The 16,094-nt window shown below is 69.5% G+C and carries 14 protein-coding genes and 1 pseudogene; 6 read left to right on the top strand and 9 right to left on the bottom strand.

Translation table 11 applies throughout. From position 1 onward, the window contains the following. The first annotated feature begins 3 nt into the window (after positions 1–3). Positions 4–819, top strand: a complete 816-nt coding sequence (locus tag IE302_RS31765) for an oxidoreductase (protein WP_191258116.1) — start codon at positions 4–6, stop codon at positions 817–819. Here IE302_RS31765 and IE302_RS31760 read toward each other — a convergent pair. Both IE302_RS31760 and IE302_RS31755 read right to left on the bottom strand, forming a co-directional pair. Next, complete coding sequence (locus IE302_RS31760; RefSeq protein WP_229908051.1) at positions 816–1,037, bottom strand: hypothetical protein; 222 nt, start codon at positions 1,035–1,037, stop codon at positions 816–818. The two genes, IE302_RS31765 and IE302_RS31760, sit on opposite strands and share 4 nt — an antisense overlap. A 41-nt stretch (positions 1,038–1,078) precedes the next feature. Further along, positions 1,079–1,696 carry a TetR/AcrR family transcriptional regulator gene (locus tag IE302_RS31755; RefSeq protein WP_191258115.1) on the bottom strand — a complete coding sequence of 206 codons (618 nt, stop codon included), beginning with the start codon at positions 1,694–1,696 and terminating at the stop codon, positions 1,079–1,081. A gap of 67 nt (positions 1,697–1,763) precedes the next feature. On the opposite strand from IE302_RS31755, the gene IE302_RS31750 reads away from it, so the two are divergent. The 4 genes from IE302_RS31750 (at position 1,764) to IE302_RS31735 (ending at position 4,710) form a co-directional block, all read left to right on the top strand. Then, a complete protein-coding gene (locus IE302_RS31750; RefSeq protein ID WP_191258114.1) occupies positions 1,764–2,405 on the top strand; it encodes an MSMEG_1061 family FMN-dependent PPOX-type flavoprotein in 642 nt (213 codons plus the stop codon). 15 nt (positions 2,406–2,420) lie between these two features. Further along, complete coding sequence (locus tag IE302_RS31745) at positions 2,421–3,326, top strand: PDR/VanB family oxidoreductase (protein WP_191258113.1); 906 nt, start codon at positions 2,421–2,423, stop codon at positions 3,324–3,326. 46 nt (positions 3,327–3,372) lie between these two features. Further along, positions 3,373–4,329, top strand: coding sequence for an alpha/beta hydrolase (locus IE302_RS31740; protein ID WP_191258112.1), 957 nt, complete (start codon positions 3,373–3,375; stop codon positions 4,327–4,329). A gap of 84 nt (positions 4,330–4,413) precedes the next feature. Continuing rightward, on the top strand, positions 4,414–4,710 hold the full coding sequence (locus IE302_RS31735; RefSeq protein ID WP_191258111.1) for a DUF1540 domain-containing protein: 297 nt from the start codon (positions 4,414–4,416) through the stop codon (positions 4,708–4,710). Between the two features lie 234 nt (positions 4,711–4,944). On the opposite strand, the gene IE302_RS31730 is transcribed toward IE302_RS31735, so the two are convergent. The 4 genes from IE302_RS31730 to IE302_RS31715 form a co-directional block, all read right to left on the bottom strand. After that, positions 4,945–5,610, bottom strand: a complete 666-nt coding sequence (locus IE302_RS31730) for an FG-GAP repeat domain-containing protein (RefSeq protein WP_191258110.1) — start codon at positions 5,608–5,610, stop codon at positions 4,945–4,947. Between the two features lie 164 nt (positions 5,611–5,774). After that, positions 5,775–7,955, bottom strand: coding sequence for an RICIN domain-containing protein (locus IE302_RS31725; protein WP_191258109.1), 2,181 nt, complete (start codon positions 7,953–7,955; stop codon positions 5,775–5,777). Between the two features lie 232 nt (positions 7,956–8,187). Continuing rightward, the gene (locus IE302_RS31720) at positions 8,188–9,069 is read right to left on the bottom strand and encodes a helix-turn-helix domain-containing protein (protein WP_191258108.1); all 882 of its coding nucleotides are present in this window, start codon (positions 9,067–9,069) and stop codon (positions 8,188–8,190) included. Positions 9,070–9,087: 18 nt separating this feature from the next. Next, a complete protein-coding gene (locus IE302_RS31715) occupies positions 9,088–10,908 on the bottom strand; it encodes a glycoside hydrolase family 15 protein (RefSeq protein WP_191258107.1) in 1,821 nt (606 codons plus the stop codon). Between the two features lie 139 nt (positions 10,909–11,047). Between IE302_RS31715 and IE302_RS31710 the strand changes: the two genes are divergently transcribed. After that, positions 11,048–12,403 carry an MFS transporter gene (locus IE302_RS31710; RefSeq protein WP_191258106.1) on the top strand — a complete coding sequence of 452 codons (1,356 nt, stop codon included), beginning with the start codon at positions 11,048–11,050 and terminating at the stop codon, positions 12,401–12,403. 90 nt (positions 12,404–12,493) lie between these two features. On the opposite strand, the pseudogene IE302_RS43280 reads toward IE302_RS31710, so the two are convergent. The 3 genes and pseudogenes from IE302_RS43280 to IE302_RS31695 all read right to left on the bottom strand — a co-directional run. Next, positions 12,494–12,733 (bottom strand): annotated as a pseudogene (locus IE302_RS43280) (potassium channel family protein); the annotation flags it as partial. Between the two features lie 179 nt (positions 12,734–12,912). Beyond that, positions 12,913–13,260, bottom strand: coding sequence for an SHOCT domain-containing protein (locus tag IE302_RS31700; protein WP_191258105.1), 348 nt, complete (start codon positions 13,258–13,260; stop codon positions 12,913–12,915). Between the two features lie 93 nt (positions 13,261–13,353). Further along, positions 13,354–16,011: a winged helix-turn-helix domain-containing protein gene (locus IE302_RS31695; RefSeq protein ID WP_191258220.1), complete on the bottom strand. Its 2,658-nt coding sequence runs from the start codon at positions 16,009–16,011 to the stop codon at positions 13,354–13,356. Positions 16,012–16,094: the final 83 nt, after the last annotated feature.

Genomic DNA, 16,094 nt, shown 5'->3' with positions numbered 1-16,094 from the left:
GGGATGACGACCAAGGTCTGCCTGGTCACCGGCGCTTCGTCGGGGATCGGCCACGCCACCGCGCTGGAGCTCCTGCGCGCCGGGCACACGGTCTACGGTGCCGCGAGGCGCGTGGAGAAGATGGACGACCTCCGCGCGGCGGGCGGCCATCCGCTGAAGATGGACGCCCGGGACGAGGGCGATCTCCGTCGCGCGGTCGACACCGTTCTCGGCGAACAGCAGCGGATCGACGTCCTGGTCAACAACGCCGGGACCGTCCTGCACGGCGCCATCGAGGACGTCCCGCTCGACAGCGCGCGCGACCAGCTCGAAGTCAATCTTCTCGCGCCCGCCAGGCTGGTTCAGCTCGTCCTGCCCACCATGCGGGCGCAGCGGTCCGGCACGATCGTCAACGTCTCGTCGATCGGTGGCGAGATCGCCTTGCCGCTCGGCGCTTGGTACTACGCGTCGAAGCACGCGCTTGAAGCCTTCTCCGACACGCTTCGGATGGAGGTCGAGCCGTTCGGCATCGACGTCGTGATCATCCAGCCGGGCATCATCAAGACCGAGTTCGAGGATCAGACGTCCGCGCAGCTCCGCGAGATCTCCGGCGGCGGGGCGTACGGGGCGATGGCGGAAGCCATGGCGCGGCAAGGCGAAACGGGACTCGCCGACGGCTCGGACCCCGCCGTCGTCGTGGACGCCATCCGCGCTGCCATCGAGGCCGGCCGCCCGGAGACGCGGTACGCGGTCGGCCATCTCGCCGAGAAACTCCTCGAACTCAACAGGACCCTGCCGGACCGCGAATTCGACAAGCTCGCCACGCGCGCGACGCGCTAGCCCGGCCTTCGGCGGGCGCGGGCGACGCCGACCCACAGCAGAACGGACACGACGGCACCCGGTGCGGCCGTCAGATACACCGGCCAGGAACGGAAATCCGACACCCACAGCATGGTGACCAGGCCGAGGGTGATCACCGTCCAGGCCAACGCGAGGGTGCCGCCTCTCCGCCGCCAGTGAGCGGCGAGGCCGCGAATCCTGTTCTCTGCTCGGATCACACCGGTGAGTACCCGCTCAGCGCCTGGTCAATCCCGGAAAATCAGGCGCGGAGGTAACCGGTGATCATCGCCACGAGTTCGTTCTCCAGCCGCGTGAGGTCGATGGAGCCGGGCGCGGCGATGAGCTGATGCACGGTCAGCTCCACGGTCGACGTGACGAGCCGGGCCGCGGTGTCCTTGTCCTGGACCCGGACCTCGGGATGGGCGTGGAGCAGATCGAGCAGATCGTCGATCATCTCCCACTTCACCCGGGTGACCCGCTCCAGCAGTTCGCCGGAGCGCGGCGCCTGCTCGATCATGATCCGCAGCAGCTGCGGATCATCGAGATGGTTGTCGATCACCGTGCGCACGAAGTCCCTGATGATGGTTTCGAGCGGCTCGGGCGATTCCTTGTACCTGCGCAGCGTCGCGGTACCCCGGTCGCCGTCGAGGTGCCGGGTCAGCAACTCGGCCAGGATCGCGTCCTTGTTCGGGTAGTACTGATACAGCGAACCGATCGAGACGCGGGCGCGTTCGGCGATCCGGTTCGTGGTCCCCGCGGCGTACCCGTACTCGGCGAAAATGTGAGCAGCGGCGGTGAGGATGCGCTGCCGGGTCAGCTCGGCCCGGACCTGACGCGGCTGTTTACGTGGCTGGATGCGGCGCTGGTCCGACGGCATGGCACTCCCGGTGAAGCGGCCTGAAAGCGAGTAGCGGGCAGGCTGAACAATTGCTCATAATTGTGCCATGACCAGCAGTTATGTCGCCAATGAGAGGCGTCCTCGCCGGATCTCGTACGAGGAGGTCCGCGCCCGGCTCGGCGAACCGGAGGCGATGATCAAGGCCAAGGTCCACGACCGCGTCGACCGGCACGGCCATCGGTTCATCGCCCATTCCCCGTTCGTGGCGATGGCGACGGCGGACGCGACGGGCCTGCCCGACTGCTCGCCGCGCGGCGACTACCCGGGCTTCGTCAAGGTGCTCGACGAACGCACGCTGGCGATCCCCGACCGGCCCGGCAACAAGCTCGCCGACTCGTTCCGCAACCTCGCCGAGAACGACGGGATCGGGTTGATGTTCGTGGTCCCCGGTCTGCGGGAGGTGTTCCGGGTCAACGGTCGCGCGTATCCCACCGACGAGCCGGACGTCCTCGCCCGGATGCGCACCGAAGGCAAGGAGGCGGAACTGGCGATCATCGTGGAGGTCGCCGAGACGTTCTTCCACTGCGGACGCGCGCTGGTCCGGTCCCGGCTCTGGGATCCGGCGAGCCAGGCACTGGCGGACGAACTGCCGTCCGCCGGCGAGATCGCCACCGAGCAGATGGGCCTCGACCTCGATCCGTCGGTGCTGGAGGACATGCTCGAAACCAGCTACCGGCAGTTGTACTGAGGGGAGCGGGAATTGATGCAGCAGACCATTCTCGACCGTGTCGAACCGGTCGCCGAGGGCACTGTCTCCCTCGTCCTGCGCGGAGCCGAAGGCCCGCTCGCTCCTTGGGAGCCGGGCGCGCACATCGATCTGGCGTTGCCGAACTGGCTGACCCGGCAGTATTCGCTGTGCGGGGACCCGGCCGATCGCGGCAGCTACCGGGTCGCCGTCCGGCACGACAGGCTCAGCCGGGGCGGCTCGGAGTACGTCCACCTGTTCCTGCGCGCGGGCCGAAGCCTCGAAGTCTCTTTGCCGCGCAACAACTTCCCCTTGCTACCCGCGCCGGAGTACCTGTTCGTCGCGGGCGGGATCGGCATCACGCCCATGGTGCCGATGCTGGCGGCCGCGGTCGCGTCGGGCGCTTCGGCCAGGCTGGTGTACGTCGGCCGGTCTCTGGCCGCCATGCCGTTCGCCGCCGAACTCCGGGCCACTCGCGGCGACCGGGTGCGCGTGCACGTCACCGACGAACAAGGCAGGCCCGATTTCGCCGCGCTGGCGGCCGAACTCGGCCCGCAGGCGCTGGTTTACTGCTGTGGTCCCGCTTCGATGCTCGACGCGGCCGAGGCGGCGTTTCCCGCGCAAGGCCTGCACCTTGAGCGTTTCCGGCCGGTGATCAAGGAATTCGCGCCCAACACGCCGTTCGAGGTGCACTGTGCCCGATCAGGACGGACGGTCCCGGTCGCCGCGGAAGAGTCCATGTTGGACTCTTTGAACCACGCGGGGTTCCGGATCCCGTCCGGGTGCCGTGAAGGGGTTTGCGGCAGCTGCGAGATCGGCGTCGTCGGTGGTGAACCGGAACACCGTGACGACATCGGCGCGGCGCCGGGCCGCATGTTCTGCTGTGTCTCCCGTGCGGCTTCGCGGCTCGACGTCGATCTCTGACCTCGTCGTATACGGGTTGTCGGCGACCGGTGGCTAGGCTCGCGCGATGGTCGAGCCCGCATACGATCCCGAACTCGCCGCCGTGCTGCCCGCCCTGGCGGGACATGTCCCGGTCGGTATGACGGCGGAGCAGCTGGAGCGCTACCGGTCGTTGAAGTTCCCGTCCATCGAAGAGCAGATCGGCGATCGTCCGGTCACCTGGACCGATCACACGATTCCTGGGTACGGCGGCGCGGAGATCGTGGTTTCGGTCATCGCGTGCGAGGATCACCGCGGTGGCGGGCCGGGGATCTATCACGTCCACGGCGGCGGAATGGTGATGGCGGACCGGTTCGCGTCGGCGCATCCGCTCATCGAGTGGGCGATGAAGTACGACGCGGTCGCGGTCACCGTCGAATTCCGCCGCGCGCCGGAACATCCGCATCCGGTGCCGGTGGAGGACTGCTACGCCGGGCTGGACTGGATGGCCGCGCACGCGGACGAGCTGGGATTCGACCCCGGACGGCTGGTCATCTTCGGCGGCAGTGGCGGAGGCGGCCTCGCCGCGGGGGTCACGCTGATGGCGCGGGATCGAGGCGGGCCCGCGCTGTTCGGGCAACTGCTCCAGTGCCCGATGATCGACGACCGCAACGACACCGTGTCGGCGCGGGAGTACGACGGAGTCGGCGTCTGGGATCGCACCAGCAACCTGACGGCGTGGACGATGGTGCTGGGGGAGCGGCGAGGCTCGCCGGACGTCTCGCCGTACGCGGCTCCGGCGCGCGCGACGGATCTCAGCGGGTTGCCGCCGACGTTCATCGACGTGGGCGCGGTCGAAGTGTTCCGGGACGAGGCCGTGGCTTACGCGAGTGCGATCTGGGCCGCCGGCGGAGAGGCGGAATTGCACGTCTGGGGTGGCGCCTTTCACGGCTTCTACGACCTCGCGCCGGAATCCGCCGTCGCCCGATCGTGCCTCGCCGCACGGGAATCCTGGCTGGAACGGCTGCTCGCCGGACGTGAATGAATTTCCCCGAATTGCCGGGTGCGGAATGCGGTGTAACCCTGGTCATACCGAACGACACCACCACCACGAAGTACAGGAGTCGTTATGACCACCACGGAAATGCCCGCTGTCCACGAATGCACGGTCAGCGGCTGCTCCTACAACCACGACGGCTGTCACGCTTTCGCCATCACGGTGGGCGGCGGCAACGGATCGGCCGATTGCGGAACGTTCGTCCCGCTCAACACCAAAGGCGGCCTCGATCGGGTGACCGCGCAGGTGGGCGCCTGCTCTCGGTCCGATTGCCGGCACAATTCCGCCTTGGAATGCACCGCTTCGAGTGTCCGTGTCGGACCGGGTGAAGGTGACCACGCGGCGAATTGCCTGACCTACACCAAGTAAGCATCTGCTGCCGTCGACTCTTCACGGACTTTCACCCGACGTGGGCGCTAGTTCGGGCGGGAGGCATGGGGGCAGGTTGTGAAAGCCACTTTCGCAACCTTCAGCGTTGCGAAAGTGGCTTTCGCAACGCTTGCCCCCGGCGGAGGCGCCGTGACAGCGCGTGAAGGCCCCCTTCCCTCGGCTCAGCCGAGGGAAGGGGGCCTTCACGGACTTTCGGTCAGGAGTCGCGGGCGGTCAGCTGCCGGCCTGGTCGCAGCTGGCGGCGTCGGTGCCGAGCACCGGGTCCGTGACCGGGCGGTGGTCGATGGAGACGGTGTTCTGCGTGGTCAGCGCGCCGTCGCGAAGGGTGTAGACGGTGCGAGTGCCGCTGTAGGTCAGCGGGTCGGCGCTGATGTCGTCGGCTTCGGCGGCGACGGTCTCGAAGGTGCGGCCACCGCCGTCGAGCGGGGTGCACTGGTAGCCGAGGTGGGCGGCGACGCCACCGCCTTCGGCGACGGACAGCGGCTTGCTGTCGTTGTCCACGACCTGGCTGAGGTTACGGCCGTCGTAGTGCAGCGCGGTGAAGAAGGTCGTGTTGGCGCCCACCGACTGGGTGACGATGAGTTCGGCGCGGCCGTCGCCGTTGAGGTCGGTGACACGCGGGGCCTGGACGCCGGCGTAGCTGTCGGCGCCGAGGTGGATCGAGGTGAACGTGCCGTTCACGGTCGCGGAGATGACCTGATCGTTGTCGCCGGTCAGCTGCGCCGTGACGGTTTCGAGTTCGCCGTCGCCGTCGAGGTCCGCGACAGTGGTGACCGGGTCGGTCGACGGCGCGGCCAGCGCGGGGACGATGGCCCCGAGGCTCAGCGCGGCGGCGACGCCGGTGATGGTGGCGGTGCGGATGATGCCGGTGTGCTTCATGATGCTCTCCCTCCACGCTTCGGTGAGCTTTTCACCGAAAGTGCTCTCACTAGGGGAGACGGTTGCGGATCATGAACGTGCACCGAGAGTGTGATGGGCCACACATAAGCAACCGTGCGGCCCGCCACTCGAACGAGGGGCGGGCCGCACAAGAAGAAAGCGGGCTACTTGATCGCCCACAACTGAAGTGCGGAGCCGGTGTCGGCCCGTTGGGTGACGGCGGCACCGTCCGAAGTGGACGCCGTTGTCAGGAGTAGGCCCGACCGGACACTGGCGATCTTGTAGGTTCCGTCTGGCTGTTTCGCCGCGGTCCAGCGCTGGTTGGGGCCGCCGGTGCACGTCCACTGGATGACGCGCGCGCCCGCGGTCGTGGCTCCGCCTTCGACGTCGGCGCACAGCTTCGAATGCGTGTTGGTCAGGGTGTAGGACCCGTCGGACTGCTTGGTGAACAGCCACTTCTGGTTCGCGCCCTGGTTCGGCGCCCAGGTGACCAAGGGCGTACCGGTCGCCGTCGACGAATCCGGGTCGTCCAGGTTCTTGCCGGACGCGGCCAGGGTGCGGACGCCCTCAAGGGTGCCCGCGCCGGCGTCGGTGAACTTCAGCGTCTGCTCGGCCGCGGTCCGCCCGCCGCCGACGGTGTTTCCGGTGGTGTCGGTCCAAGACCGCAGCGGCGTGGTCTCCGCGAGGCGCGACGTCTTGCCGGACAGGCCGAGTACGAGGCCGCTGTAGCGGTTCACCAGCCGGAAGGTTCCCTTGTCCACTGTGGACGGGATGATGAACCATTGCTGCCCGACCGTGGAGGAAGACGACACGGTCGGCTTCGCGCCCCACGCCCGTCCCGCCTGCACGGCGTCGACGCCGAGAGACTGGCCCGTGGCGGCGTTGGTGACCCGGTACGAGCCGTCACCGTCGGAGGAGAACTGCCACGCCTCGCGGTCGGAGCCGGTCGTGCTCGCGACGGACGTCGTCGCGGTTCCGTTGCCCTGTGCGAGAACCCGGCCGTCGCCGAGACCGATGCGGTACTTGCGCGAAGTGTCCACAGGGGACGGTGCGGGAGCCGACGACGTGATGGTCTGCGTGGTGTACTCGCCGCCCGCGCCGCCGGAACACGCCACCGCGCAGTACGACCGGAACTGCTTGCCGATGATGGTCGAGTTCGTCTTGTTCGCGGCGTCGACGAACCAGCGGTACCAGGACTGGTTGGTGTAGCTCCCGGTGTCGCCGATCAGCCGCCACTTCTGCGTCGTCAGGTCGTCGGTCACGTAGTACCGCTGGGGGACGACGCTGTCCACGGCCTCCGGCGCGCCGATGTAGAGCCCCAGATGCGCGTTGTAGGCGATGTTCATGATGAACAGATCGGATTTGCGCGGCAGCTGCCCCGCGGCGATCTGCTGGCTGACGTTGCCGGTGTTGGCCGGGTCGTAGTCGTCCGCGACGGGCGTGTAGCCGGTGTCGGCGGAGGAGGACACCGGGACCATGTTGCTCTCGCGGCCGCCGACGCCGGGCTGGGACCAGCCGCCGTCGAACCACTTCTGCCACGAGCCGGTCGCCATCTTGGCCGAGATCGGCGAGCGGGCGACGTGCGCCAGCCCGGTCATCGGGCCGCCGGCGCCGGCCTTCGGCACGATGCGCGAGCCGTAGTAGACGTAGAAGTAGCCGGAGGCGATGTCGACGAACAGGCGCGGGTCGCCGTCGCCGTAGTCGAACGTCTGATGCGGGAACGCCGACGTGTCCCCGCGTTTCGTGCTGTAGGGCGAAGTGATCGCGTGGTCCTTGATGGCCCAGGTCTTGCCCTGGTCCTTCGACACCGCCATGTCGATCGCGTCGTAGTGCGAGAACGAGTACGCGCCGAACGGCTCGGGCGTGAACTCGTTGTGGATCAGGCCGTACCAGTCGCCGGTATCCGGATCGACCCAGGTGCCGACGAGGTCGCAGAAGTTCCGTTGCGAGTAGCCCGATCCGGCGGGCGGATTCGTGGATTCCTTGCCGGTGGGGCTGTTGTTGCAACGCCAGGTCGTGTCGTCGTTGCGGTCGGCGGGATTCGCCGGATTGACCGCCTGGCTGATCGGGTTCTTGGTGAAGCTGTCGAAATCGCGTCCGCTGTAGAAGTCCCACTCGCGCGGCTGGTCGGCGCCGTAGAGCGCGGCCGCCTGCTGGAAGTAGAACGTGCCGTCCTTGTCGACATAGCTACTCGCCGGGGTGTCGGTGGTCGGGCTGAACGACTTCTTCGCGTCGACCGTGATGGTGTACGTCGCGTCCGGCGGCGCGGCGTCGGACGACACCGGTACCACCGTGGTCGCCGCCACGGCCAGTGCCGCGGCGCCGAGAAGAGGCAGGGTCCGCATGACTCTCTCCCAAGGGCATTTCGTCCTCTGAATGCGGTAGTTCGTACGTCGAACTACCGCATTCAGAGGACGAAATGCGTTCTAGGCGGTGACCCGCACCACAGTTGGCGGGGCGGTCGCCGATGTTATGAACGTTATTGCGCGTAAGTCAACGCTTTCGCTCAACTTCAAGCGTTGTTCATGCACTTTGTGCGCGGAAAGTCCAAGCGGTGCGCCACGGAAGTCCAAGGGGTCAGTCGGGCACCAGCGGCGGGTCGTCGGGAGGCGGGACCCGGGAACTCCAGCCGCCGGGGACGGCCTGGACGCGCGATTCGCGGAAGCGGCCGGGCGAGACCCCGACCCGGCGGGTGAAGAGCCGGCTGAAGTAGGCGGCGTCCTCGTAGCCGATCGCCTGGGCCACCTCCTGCACCGGCATCCGTGTGGTGGCCAGGAGTTCCTTCGCGCGGTTGAGGCGGAGCGTCAGCAGGTGGTCCTTCAGCCCCGATTCGGTGCTCCGGCGCACGGCGGCGCGCAGCTCCGGCAGCGTCATGCCGCGGCGGGCCGCGATCTCGGCGACGCTGATCGGCAGCAGCGCGTCCCGCGCCAGCGCCTCCAGCAGGGAACCGCCGCTGGGGGTGCTGCCGGCGCTCGCCCGCCGCAGCGCCACCAGCAGATGATGCACGGCCGCGGAGGCGTCGACCTGGGCCAGTGGGCTGCCGCCGCGCGCGCAGCGCACGATCCGGCTCACGATGTCGCGGACGGCCTCGACGTCGCCCAGCGGCACCACCGGCGTCCCGGGCGTGACGTAGCCGAGCTCGACGTAGGCGTCCACGGCACTGCCGTCGAAGTCGACGAAGCACTCTTCCCAGCCCTGTCCGGGGTCGGGCGCGTAGTGGTGCCCGACCCCGGGGACGAGCCACAGCAGGGCGGGGGCGACGACCTCCTGCCGCTCCCCGCCCGCCACGGCGAACCAGCCGCGTCCCTTGGATACCACGACGGCCACGTAGTGATCGAGCACGCGGGGCCCGACGACGGGCAGGGCACCGTGCTGGAGCCCGACCCCGAGGCACACCAGACCCAGCCGTCGATGCACGGCGGACGGTGTGAAGTACCGCATCCAGGTCCGGTAGGCCATCCCCGCATCTTCGCGCAATCACCCCAGGGCGGCGTCGAGGGTGACCGCGGCGTCGATGAGCGCGAGGTGGGTGAAGGCCTGCGGGAAGTTGCCGAGCTGCTCGCCGCTCGGCGCGATCTCTTCGGCGTAGAGGCCGACGTGGTTGGCGTAGGTCAGCATCTTCTCGAACGCCGCCTGTGCCTCGTCCAGCCTCCCCGCTCGGGTCAGCGCGTCGGCGTAAGCGAAGCTGCACAAGGAGAAAGTGCCTTCCGAACCGGTGAGACCGTCCGGGGACGCCGCCGGGTCGTACCGGTAGACCAGGCTGTCGGTGACGAGGTCGTTCCTGATCGCGTCGAGCGTGGAGAGCCACAGCGGGTCCCGTGACGGGAGGAAACCGGTGCGGGGCATCCGCAGCAGCGACGCGTCCAGTTCGTCCCCGGTGTAGTGCTGGACGAACGCCTGCCGCGTCCGGTGCCAGCCCTGGTTCAGGATCTGGTCGTAGATGCTGTCGCGCTGCCACGTCCAGTCCTCGACCGGGGCGGGACGGCCGTGCGTGCTCGCCATCCGCAGGCCGCGGTCGAAGGCGACCCAGCTCATCAGGCGGCCGTAGGTGAAGGACCGGCGCCCGCCCCTGGTCTCCCAGATGCCCTCTTCGGGCTGGTCCCAGTGCTCGCCGAGCCAGTCGAGCGCCGCGCGGACGGCGGTCCAGCCGCGGTGGGGCAATCCGAAACCCGCCTGGTCGGCGGCGAAGACGCTGTCCAGCGCCTCGCCGTAGATGTCCAGCTGCAACTGTCCCGCCGCGTCGTTGCCGATCCGGACCGGGGTCGACCCGCGATAGCCGGACCAGTGCGAGAGGTCTTCCTCGCGGAGGTCCGTCGTACCGTCCACGCGGTAGAGCACGGCCAGCGGCCCGCCCTCGGCCTGGTCGCGGCCGCCTTCGCGGATCCGGTCGCCCAGCCAGCCGCCGAACCGGGCCGCCTCTTCGGTGAAGCCGAGGGCCAGCAGCGCGGAGACCGAGAACGACGCGTCCCGCACCCAGGTGTAGCGGTAGTCCCAGTTCCGCTCCCCGCCGAGTTCCTCCGGCAGGCCGAGGGTGGGCGCGGCGACCAGCCCGCCGGTCGGCCGGTAGGTGAGCAGCTTCAGGGTGATCGCCGAACGGGCCACGATCTCGCGCCACCGCCCGCGATAGGTGGAGCGGGCCAGCCACGAACGCCACCAGCCCACCGTGTCGTCGAACAGGTCGGTGAACTCGGCGAGCCGGATCTCGCGCGGCGGTTCCGCGGTGTCCGTTTCGAGGACGACGCCCCGGACCTGTCCCGTGGTCAGGCCGAGCCGCAGACGGACGTCGCTCCCTTCGATCCGGGGTTCGGCGAGGTGCTCGTCGCCGGGTTCGCGGACCGGGTGCAGTGTCAGCGACATCTCGCTCGACACGAAGACGGCGCCGTGTCCGAAGAGGATCGCCTCGTGCGGGCGGCGGCCGTAGTCGAAGCGCGGCGCGACCACCATCTCGAAGGTGATCTTCCCGCGGACACAGCGCACGAGGCGGGCGATCCGGTGCTTGGCGGTCGCGTCGCCGTCGGCCGGTGGCATGAAGTCGACGACCTCGCCGATCCCGTCCGCGCCGGTGAACCGGGTGATCAGGACCGCGGTGTCCGGGTAGTACATCTGCTTGCTGGTGTACGGGCCGGTGGGGTGGACGCTGAACCGGCCGCCGCGTTCGTCGTCGAGCAGCGCGCCGAAGATCGACGGTGAATCGAAGCGTGGGCTGCAAAACCAGTCGATCGATCCGCCGGTGGTGACCAGTGCGGCGGTCTGCAGGTCGCCGATCATGCCGTGATCGGCGATCGCGGTTTCGGGCATGGCGCCTCCTCGGGCATCGGGTGCGGTCGGAGATCACCGTCGTCCCGGCGGGCGGCCACTGCCTCATCCGCTCGGGGTGAGGTGGCCGGGGTGCCGCGCACGACACCGTGTGCGGCATCCGAGAAGGAAGGCCGCGCCGATGATCGTTCCGCCCCTGGCCCTCGCTCAGTTCGTCGCCAGTTACGCCGCGACGACGATGACCGTCGCCGTCACCGTGATCGCCGAGGATCTCGGCACGACGGTGCTCGGCGTCCAGACCGCGATCACGCTGTTCACCCTCACCATGGCGTCGCTGATGGTGCCCGGCAGCAAACTGACCGACTTCCTTGGCCGCAAGAGATGCTTCCTCCTCGGCCTGGTCGTCTACGGCGGCGGCGCGCTGCTCGCGTCGGCCGCGCACGGGCCCTTGCTGCTGGTGCTGGGGTATTCCCTGCTGCAGGGCATCGGATCGGCGCTGATGATCCCGCCGATCTACATCCTGGTCACCGTCACCAGTCCCGACGTCGAGACCAGGGCACGCCGGTTCGGCGTGGTCAGCGGGGCGGGCGCGCTCGGGGCGGCCGCCGGGCCGCTGTTCGGCGGGCTGGTCACGACCTGGCTGGGGTGGCGGGCCTCGTTCCTCCTGCAGGTGCTCATCGTCGTCCTGATCGTCGTGCTGGCGCTGCGGATCGCGGAGCCGCCGCGTGTGCCCGAGAAGGCCCGGTTCGACGTCGCCGGGGCGGTGCTTTCGGCGGCGGGCCTGTTCTTCGTCGTGGTCGGCGTGCTCCAGATGGGCAGCTCGTGGTTCTGGGTGCTGCTCGTGATCGGCGCCGGGGTCCTGTCCGTGTTCGCCGCGCATATCCACGCCCGGGAACAGACGGGCCGCGAACCGCTGGTTTCACCCGGGCTCTTCCGCGACCGCACCACCCGCCTCGGCCTGGCCACCCAGCACGTGCAGTGGCTCGTCCTGCAGGGTTCGTTCTTCGTGATCGCCGTGTTCCTGCAACAGGTCCGGGGCTACGACGCCATCCGGACCGGGCTGATGCTGACGCCCGCGACGATCGGCATCCTCGTCGCCTCGGCGGCCGCCGGACGGATGGCCCGGCGGCATTCACAGCGTCGCCTGATCCGCGGCGGTTTCGTGCTCGCCATCGCGGGACTGGTGCTCGTGCTCCTGCTGGTGCGGGCGGATTCGGGGGTGGCGAGCGCCGTGCCGGGGCTGTTCCTGCTGGGCGCCGGTGTCGGGATCATGCTGACCGCGTCGGTGAACCTGGTCCAGTCGCGCAGCCCGGACGCGGCCCAGGGCGACATCTCGGGGGTCTCGCGCAGTGTGTCCAACCTGGGTTCTTCGGTGGGGACGGCGCTGGCCGGTTCCGTGCTGGCCGGGGTGACGAGACCCGGCGGGACGTCCTTCGCGCTGGCGCTCGCCACCTTGACGCTGGTCGCCGTCGGCGGCCTGGTCGCCGCCCTGCTGATCCCGAAACCGCTCCCGAAAGCGCTCCCGAAGCCGCGGTGAATCATCCGATGTGGACGAACGCCGATGCCGGACGGCGGTCACGATCAGCCGCAGGGCGACGCTCAGCACCATCAGGTTCGCCACCATCTGGATCGTCGCCACGATCCGCGCAGTCGCCGAAACCGGCGCTATGTCCCCGAAACCGACCGTGGTGAACATCGTGACCGTGAAGTACAGCGCGTCCGTCCGGGACAGCTCGGTGCCGAACGAGCCGGGCCGGTCCTGGGCCAGGATGTAGTAGACGTCGGCGAACAGCAGCAGGAACAGCGGCACGATCAGGGCCAGTGCCTGGATTCCCTGCAGGGCGGGGAACGGCGAGCGGAGGATCATCCGCACCTCGCCGGCGACGAGCAGGACGACGACGGCGAGACCGCAGGCGAAGGTGGTCACGGTCCAGGCGTGCAGTCCCTGATCGACCGGGAGCAGGTAGTACAGGCACAGCAGCACGGTGACCGTGAGCAGCGGCCGCAGGACCGCCAGGTGGAAGAACCGCCAACCGGGCGCCGCGGTCAAGACGAGAGCGCCTTCCGCTTGAGCGCGTTGAACTCCTCCTCGTCGATGACGCCCTGGTCCAGCAGCCGCTTCGCCTCGGCGATCTGCTCCGCCGGGCTTTGGTCCGTTGTGGACGAAGATCGCGGATGTCTGCCCTGGGTGCCGAGATACAGCAGGACGCCGACGAACGGCAGCACGAACACCAGCACCGTCCAGCCCGCCTTGGCCCAGCCGGAGATGGCCGGCCTGCGGTAGAGATCGGTCAGGACGAGGAACAGCAACCAGAACCAGGCGACCCAGCAGAAGAACACCAGCATCGTCCACATCAGCTCGGAGAACGGGTAGTCCGCGCTCGCCATGGCCATGATCTCTCCTCACACCGGATCGGACGTTTCCCTGTCACTCGACCGGATCCGGGGCCCGCTCGCCTCACCCGAGCCGGGTGAGGCGAGCGGGGGTCAACCCGTGAAATCGCCGACCTCGGTGTCCAGCAGACCCCGGCGGAGCGCGGTCGCCACGGCGTCGCGCCTGCTGCGGACGTCGAGTTTCGCGTAGATGCCGCGGACGTGGGTCTTGACGGTGTTCGGCGAGACCGTCAGGTCCTCGGCGATCTCGTCGATCGACCGCTGGGTGGGCAGCAGGCGCAGCACGTTGCGTTCCCGTTCGGTCAGCGGCGCGGGCAGCGGCGGGGTGCGCAGTTCGCGGCGCTGGGCGAGCACCTGGCAGGCGAACCGCTCGCCGGCGCCCAGTTTGCCGAGCCGTGCGGTCAGGAACGTGATGACGTCGGACGGCGCGAACACGAACGGGTACCGGACGTCGCCGGGTTCCGCGGTACGCAAGGCGTCGTCCAGCGACCGCACCGCCCGTTCCCGCGCCCCGGCCGCCAGCGCGGCCCGCACGCCGATGAGCGACGCCTCGATCCCCGCCCACGGCAACAGCATCGGGGCGTCCTCTTCCGACAGTGAGCGCAGCACGGAACTCGCCGCTCCCTGTCTGCCCAGCCGCAGCTGGGTCCTGGCCCGCATCAGCAGCAGTTCGCCCGAACCGGCGATGATCGGCTGGGCCCAGCGGAAGGTCTCCCGCGCCTGATCGGCCGCGCCGAGCCGTAACGCCGCGCGATGCTCCAGCATCGCGCACCACGCTGCGTGCTCGGTGGAGAAACTCCGCCCGGTGCCGAGCCTGGTGCGTGCCCGGCGCATCCTCCGCAGTCCCGAATGCCAGCCGCCGAGCTCGAATTCGGCCGCGCCGCGCAGGGTTTCGGCGAGCAGACCGAGGTTCCGGGCCGCTCTGGCGGGCGCGTCGCCCAGCATCCGCGCGATCTGCTTCGCGTGTTCGACGCACTCGGCGGCGTCCCCGCGCAGCAAGGCACCGAAAGCGAGCTGGACCGACACCTGGGCGCCTTCGAGCGAGCGATGCGGATCGTGCGCCGCGTGCCGGGCCTGGACCCGGCGGGCCAGCGTGTCCATCACCCGGTAGTCGCCATCGGACCCGGCCAGCCCGCTCAGGGTGACGAGGCACTGGGTGGCCAGGAAATGGTGGTTCGCGCTCTCGGCGGCGTCGGCGACGCGCGCAAGGGCCTCCCGCGCCGAGCCCCGGTCGCGGCGGGCGGTCAGGGTGCCGATCCGGTGCAAGGTCGCCAGCCCGCCGAGTTCGGTGTCCGCCGCCAGCTGCCCGTCGATCTGCTCGGCCGCGCGGGCGGCCTGCGCCGGACCGCGATCGACCTGGGCGAGCCGGGACCGCACCAGCTGCCGCAGCACGGTCAGCTCCGCCGTCGGCTCGGCGGGCCAGGCCACGTCCGCGCAGCTCAGCTGCGACTCGGCCGACGACGGTTCACCTCTTTCCAACTGCAGCGCGGCCGATACCAGTGCCAGCAGGGGAGAGGACACGGACCGCCGATCGCCGAGGACCGCGAGGGCGAGCCGCAGCACGTTGTGCTCGCCGCCGAGGTACAGCGCCACCGCGTGACGGCGCAACAGTTCGCCGACGCGGGTGGTGTTGCCCGAGCGGACGCTGTGCAGCAGCGCGGGAGCGGGCAGGTCGTGTTCGGCGAACCAGCGCGCCGCCGCCGCGTGCAGGCTCCTCGTCCGCTCCGGTGCCCGGCGCAGCAACTCGGCCCGCAGATAGGTGCGCAGCAGGGGCGGCAGCCGATGGCGTGCCGGGGTCCCGCCGGAGTGGACCACCTGTCCGGCGGGTTCGCCGAGTTCGCGGAGCATCGCCTCCGCGTCCGGCCGGTCGGACAAGGCGGCCGCCAGCCCGGCCGGGACTTCGTCGCAGATGCTGATCGCGCGCAGCAGGTCCCGTTGGGGGACGGTCAGGGGCGCGAGCACCTCGTCGGTCAGGTAGTCGAGCACCGCCCTGTCCCGACCGGCGAAGAAATCGGCGAGATTTCCGTGCCGTGCGGCGGAAGCGGCGGCCAGCCGCAGCCCGGCGGGCCAGCCGCCCGTCCTGGCCACGAGCAGATCGACCTGATGCGACGGGATACCCGGCCCGGTCGTCCCGACGAGCGTTCCGGCCTCCTCCGGTGAGAAACGCAGGCGGTTCACACCCACTTCGAGAAGCCGTCCCGCGACCCGGGCGCGCACGAGCGGCAAAGGCGGCTCACGCCTGCTCGAAATCACCAGCCGCAGCCCCGACGGCTGATGCCGCAGGAGTGTCTGAAGTCCCCGCCAGGTGCCGGGATCGGTGATCTCCTGCGCACCGTCCACGACGAGCAGGACGGGTTCGGGCAGCGCCTCCACCCCGTCGGCGATCGTGGCCAGGAAGGCGAGATCCGCGCCCGGTTCGGCGGGGACCGCGAGCGACCGCACCGGATTTTCCGCCGGGATCCCGGCGCAACCGCTGAACGCCGCGAGGACCGCGGACCAGAAGAGACGGTCGTCGTCCTCGGCGTCGGCGGACACCCAGGCGACCGCACCGCGGCGGCGGCTCGCCCAATCGGCGAGCAGGACCGTCTTGCCGTAACCGGCCGGCGCCCCGACGAAGACCATGGCCTGCTCCGCCCCGTCGTCCAGGGTGGTGAGCAAACGCGGCCGCGAAACGAGATCCTCCGGCGGATCCGGGATGGTCACCTTTGTCCTCGGAACTCGTCTTCGCGGCGAAATGTCATGGTCCGTCATCATGTGCCAGCCTCCTTTGCGGCCAGTTTCACATCGTCCCGGCGGATCCTGCCACGCAATTCGGCCGTCTCACCCGCGCTGGG

The sequence above is a fragment of the Amycolatopsis oliviviridis genome, from assembly GCF_014654365.1.
GTDB classification, from domain to species: Bacteria; Actinomycetota; Actinomycetes; order Mycobacteriales; family Pseudonocardiaceae; genus Amycolatopsis; species Amycolatopsis oliviviridis.
This window is presented reverse-complemented; position numbering and strand designations above follow the sequence as displayed.

What these genes read in the sequence shown, in the direction of transcription:
- IE302_RS31765 (WP_191258116.1), top strand. Translation starts at nt 4, where the DNA reads ATGACGACCAAGGTCTGCCTGGTCACCGGCGCTTCGTCGGGGATCGGC.
- IE302_RS31755 (WP_191258115.1), bottom strand. Translation starts at nt 1,696, where the DNA reads ATGCCGTCGGACCAGCGCCGCATCCAGCCACGTAAACAGCCGCGTCAG.
- IE302_RS31750 (WP_191258114.1), top strand. Translation starts at nt 1,764, where the DNA reads ATGACCAGCAGTTATGTCGCCAATGAGAGGCGTCCTCGCCGGATCTCG.
- IE302_RS31745 (WP_191258113.1), top strand. Translation starts at nt 2,421, where the DNA reads ATGCAGCAGACCATTCTCGACCGTGTCGAACCGGTCGCCGAGGGCACT.
- IE302_RS31740 (WP_191258112.1), top strand. Translation starts at nt 3,373, where the DNA reads ATGGTCGAGCCCGCATACGATCCCGAACTCGCCGCCGTGCTGCCCGCC.
- IE302_RS31735 (WP_191258111.1), top strand. Translation starts at nt 4,414, where the DNA reads ATGACCACCACGGAAATGCCCGCTGTCCACGAATGCACGGTCAGCGGC.
- IE302_RS31730 (WP_191258110.1), bottom strand. Translation starts at nt 5,610, where the DNA reads ATGAAGCACACCGGCATCATCCGCACCGCCACCATCACCGGCGTCGCC.
- IE302_RS31725 (WP_191258109.1), bottom strand. Translation starts at nt 7,955, where the DNA reads ATGCGGACCCTGCCTCTTCTCGGCGCCGCGGCACTGGCCGTGGCGGCG.
- IE302_RS31720 (WP_191258108.1), bottom strand. Translation starts at nt 9,069, where the DNA reads ATGGCCTACCGGACCTGGATGCGGTACTTCACACCGTCCGCCGTGCAT.
- IE302_RS31715 (WP_191258107.1), bottom strand. Translation starts at nt 10,908, where the DNA reads ATGCCCGAAACCGCGATCGCCGATCACGGCATGATCGGCGACCTGCAG.
- IE302_RS31710 (WP_191258106.1), top strand. Translation starts at nt 11,048, where the DNA reads ATGATCGTTCCGCCCCTGGCCCTCGCTCAGTTCGTCGCCAGTTACGCC.
- IE302_RS31700 (WP_191258105.1), bottom strand. Translation starts at nt 13,260, where the DNA reads ATGGCCATGGCGAGCGCGGACTACCCGTTCTCCGAGCTGATGTGGACG.
- IE302_RS31695 (WP_191258220.1), bottom strand. Translation starts at nt 16,011, where the DNA reads ATGACGGACCATGACATTTCGCCGCGAAGACGAGTTCCGAGGACAAAG.